The organism is Mesorhizobium sp. M4A.F.Ca.ET.050.02.1.1, assembly GCF_003997725.1.
Classification (GTDB): domain Bacteria; phylum Pseudomonadota; class Alphaproteobacteria; order Rhizobiales; family Rhizobiaceae; genus Mesorhizobium.
In genome coordinates this window covers 1-3,246 of record NZ_RZSG01000679.1, presented here as the reverse complement: position 1 = coordinate 3,246, position 3,246 = coordinate 1, and the positions used below count along the sequence as shown (strand labels likewise).

Here is a 3,246-nt window from a genome sequence, read left to right as displayed (position 1 = left end):
AGCCCAAGACGAGCGAAGGCGAACTGGCGAAGAAACTTTATCTCGGCGACCGAAACGGCATTGGCGACCGGCTGCGGCTTTCGCTGGCTTCGGCGCGGGCGCGGGCTGCCGAGGACAACCAGGCACTGATCGACGCCGGTGGTTTCTCGCGCCTGCTTGCCCTCGGGTCGAAATGGCAAAAGCCGGTATTCCCGATCAAGGGCGCCGATCTCACCGAACTCGGCGCGTCGCCCGGCCCGAAGCTCGGCGCGATCCTGAAAAATCTCGAGAAGGAATGGATCGGGTCCGGTTTTACCCTCGACCGCGGCGCGCTCATCAAGCGCGCCGCAAAGGCACTCGAAGCTTAGGTGCGGCTCACTTGATGGAAGCGGGAGCCAGCGCGCGTGAAAGGCTGGCTTCGCCCTTGCCATAGACCGAGGCATTGTAGTTGACCAGCGTGTCGGTACGGGCTGTGTTGAGCAACTGGTTGGTGATCTGTGTCGGCGTTGCCGTGGTGAATTTGCTGCCGACGATCGCGGCATAGCCGGAAATGATCGGCGCCGCGAAGGAGGTGCCGTAAAGGCTGGTCTTGCTGCCAGTGACACCCACGACAAGGAAATGGCTCTGCACCAGCGGGTTGGAGCCGGCGTAGTTGGAATACGAGGCAAGCTGGGCCTTGCTGGTCGTCGTGCCGTTGGTGGAGAGCGCGCCGACGAAGATCGCCGAGGCTTTGCCGACCAGCGCGAGGTCGAGGTAGTCCTGCTGACCATTCTTGATACCGCCGACGGCGACGGCATCGTTGCCGGCTGCCTTCGAGACGACGGCCGACCCCTTGGTGGCATAGGAGATGATCGAGGCTTCTTCCGGTGCCCAGCCGATCTGACTGACGCTGTAGCCCGCCTTGGCGTACATGCCGTAGCTCAGATTGAGCACGTTGAGACCGGGCGCCAGCGAGACGGCTGTCCCCGTCGAGAAGTCCTTCGACCTGATGGTTGCCAGCGGCGCGACCATGCTGGCCTCCTGGCGGGTCCATTCGCCGTGTCGCTGGGTTTGCACTCCGAGGCCGAAATTGCCGGAGAAGCGCGATGAGCTGCTGAAGTCGTCTACGATGGTGATGGTGACGCCCTTGCCCTTGTAGCCCGCGGCCCACGCGACGCCGACGTCGGGGGTCATCCAGCTCTGCAGCGCTTGCGTCGCCGGCGCGGCCGGAATCGCTGCGCTCACACATATCGATCCGCCGCCGTGGCAGAGCGCGGCCGTCTCGTCGGCGTCGAGGGCTTCCTGCGCCGATGCGATCGGCGCTGAGAGGATGGCGAGCGCAGCGGCTAGGCCGAATTTCCAGTGGTTGGCTGACATTTTGTTACTCCAGTCAAACAGGAACCAGGACGGACGATTGCGACCTTCGGGGTGGGTTGACTTGCTCATGGCAGCCTCCAAGCTCAGAAAGTAACACGGTAGTTCAGCCACAGATGCATGCTCTCGGGCTTAGCGTTAACCAGATATTTCAGGGTTTCCTCAGGTGCCATCTCGGCGGCAGCGAGCCGGCAGTTGACGCTGTAGGTGCCCAGATCCCCATAGTCGGCCACGCATGGCTTTTCGGTGAGGTTGCCGCCGATCGTCGAGGTCAGCGAGATCGACAGGGTGCTGCTCGGTGTCGGATGCGTCTGCGTGAGGAAGCCCAGCTTGAAGCTGGGTCCGATGCTGTACTTCTCGGCTTTTTCTCCGGTGCCGAGCCCCCACAAAATACCGGTGTTTTCCGTCAGCTGGGTGAGGAAGTCGACGTGGAGATCGACCCAGCTGGCGTGGTACCACTGGTTGAACGAAACCCAGGATCCGCTCTGCAACTCGTAGCCGCCGTCGCCAAGGTTCCTGGCGCGGTCGCTGAGCGGCGAACCCTGGTGCATGCCAATCAGTGAAGTCGTAATCTCCTGGGCCGTTGCCGGAGACGCGCCAAGGAAGGCCGACAGCAGCAGTGCTATCGCGCGGTACCTGCGTCGATTGCCGGACCTTTCGCGCATGCGCGAAAACACCTCGCCCCACCGTTTCCGGACCAGCGCCTGTTGGCGGCGGGCTCTGACGGCCCCTGTACCCGGTTCATTCGCCCGACAGTGGCACGACTACCGTTACCGCCGGGTTATCCAAGCAGGTGCGAATATAAGTATTTGATTGAAATATTTGCGCTGTCCGGCAGCCGTGGCCGGCAAGCGGGGCAGGATGCCTGTGGCTCCGGCATCCCGCTTTGCTGGGCTGGATCGCGCAATTGCCGCGATTTGATCCGGCCGGAAGGCGTTACGCGGCGTCGCGAACCTTCTGGATTCGCGAGCGGATCGCCTCGATCATTGTCTCGCGAATGGTCGTTTCGCCATGCGTTTCGCGCATATGCTCGACGGCGCGGCGCATCACCTCGGCCTCTTCTTCGGCGCGTGTGTGCCATTCACAGCCGGGCACGAGCGATCCGCAGTGGAATTCCTTCATCGGATTTTCCTTTCCTCCTTGCAGCGCCGACGGACGTCCGCACTCTCGATGCGTGCACGATCCTTTGTCGAAAACCGAGAAGTTTCCGGGTCGCGCACTGGCGAGCAACCATAACACGGTTCGAGGGTTTTGGTTGCCGGCAGAGCCGAAAAAGGCGGAGCATCGCTGCTCCGCCCTCTTACGCTACCTCGGAGCAAGACCGGACATGACCCCGACTTCCTCCTGCGAGCAGGCCGTCACTTCATGATCTTGACTGCCTCGGCAATCTTGTTCTTGCCGTTCATGTCCCAGGAAACGCGGACCTTCTCGCCAGCCTGCAGGCCAGGATCCTTGAAGGCCTTGGACAGCGTAAAGGTGGATCCATCATCAAGAACGAGGCTCATGGCCGTTCCATCGAAGCTCTTCACCGTGCCCGTGGTGTGCTTGACCGCCGCGAACGCGGCGCCACCAGAGGCGAGAAGAGCAGCGGTTGCCGCCGTCACAATAAGCTTGCGCATGGCATGTTCTCCTGGAAAATGCGGGCACCCGGTTGGCAAGGCACCCCACTCAATCATGGGCCGTCCGGTCACGTCGCGTCGCGGCTCAGAGGGGAGGAACCGCCGGCGTTTCCCGGCCCGGAAACGACAAATAGCCCTGATTTTTCAAATGCCTATTAGACGAAAAAGATAATCAAGGCGCCACATTGCGCGCCCAGATTCGGCGAATGGGACCGCATTGCGGTTCACATCCCGCTCACCGATATTTTATGGCCATCTGACCTCGGGCGGCAGGCTGGACAGGATCGAGGCGACA

The 3,246-nt window shown here is 61.9% G+C and carries 4 protein-coding genes and 1 pseudogene; 1 reads left to right on the top strand and 4 read right to left on the bottom strand.

Going from position 1 to position 3,246, the window contains the following annotated elements:
- A pseudogene (locus EOA33_RS29215) lies at nt 1-347 on the top strand (CCA tRNA nucleotidyltransferase); the annotation flags it as partial.
- Between the two features lie 7 nt (nt 348-354).
- On the opposite strand, the gene EOA33_RS29210 reads toward EOA33_RS29215, so the two are convergent.
- The 4 genes from EOA33_RS29210 to EOA33_RS29195 all read right to left on the bottom strand — a co-directional run bounded on the left by EOA33_RS29210 (nt 355) and on the right by EOA33_RS29195 (nt 2,951).
- The gene (locus EOA33_RS29210) at nt 355-1,335 is read right to left on the bottom strand and encodes a S8 family serine peptidase (RefSeq protein ID WP_126058659.1); all 981 of its coding nucleotides are present in this window, start codon (nt 1,333-1,335) and stop codon (nt 355-357) included.
- A gap of 83 nt (nt 1,336-1,418) precedes the next feature.
- Nucleotides 1,419-1,997, bottom strand: a complete 579-nt coding sequence (locus EOA33_RS29205) for a hypothetical protein (protein ID WP_126058660.1) — start codon at nt 1,995-1,997, stop codon at nt 1,419-1,421.
- Nucleotides 1,998-2,268: 271 nt separating this feature from the next.
- Complete coding sequence (locus EOA33_RS29200; RefSeq protein WP_126058661.1) at nt 2,269-2,454, bottom strand: DUF1059 domain-containing protein; 186 nt, start codon at nt 2,452-2,454, stop codon at nt 2,269-2,271.
- A gap of 236 nt (nt 2,455-2,690) precedes the next feature.
- Entirely contained in the window at nt 2,691-2,951 is a 261-nt protein-coding gene (locus EOA33_RS29195; RefSeq protein ID WP_126058662.1) for a DUF1344 domain-containing protein, read from the bottom strand.
- Nucleotides 2,952-3,246 lie beyond the last annotated feature (295 nt).

Excerpts from the sequence above, each read along its gene's own strand:
- EOA33_RS29210 (WP_126058659.1), bottom strand. The coding sequence starts at position 1,335 with ATGTCAGCCAACCACTGGAAATTCGGCCTAGCCGCTGCGCTCGCCATC.
- EOA33_RS29205 (WP_126058660.1), bottom strand. The coding sequence starts at position 1,997 with ATGCGCGAAAGGTCCGGCAATCGACGCAGGTACCGCGCGATAGCACTG.
- EOA33_RS29200 (WP_126058661.1), bottom strand. The coding sequence starts at position 2,454 with ATGAAGGAATTCCACTGCGGATCGCTCGTGCCCGGCTGTGAATGGCAC.
- EOA33_RS29195 (WP_126058662.1), bottom strand. The coding sequence starts at position 2,951 with ATGCGCAAGCTTATTGTGACGGCGGCAACCGCTGCTCTTCTCGCCTCT.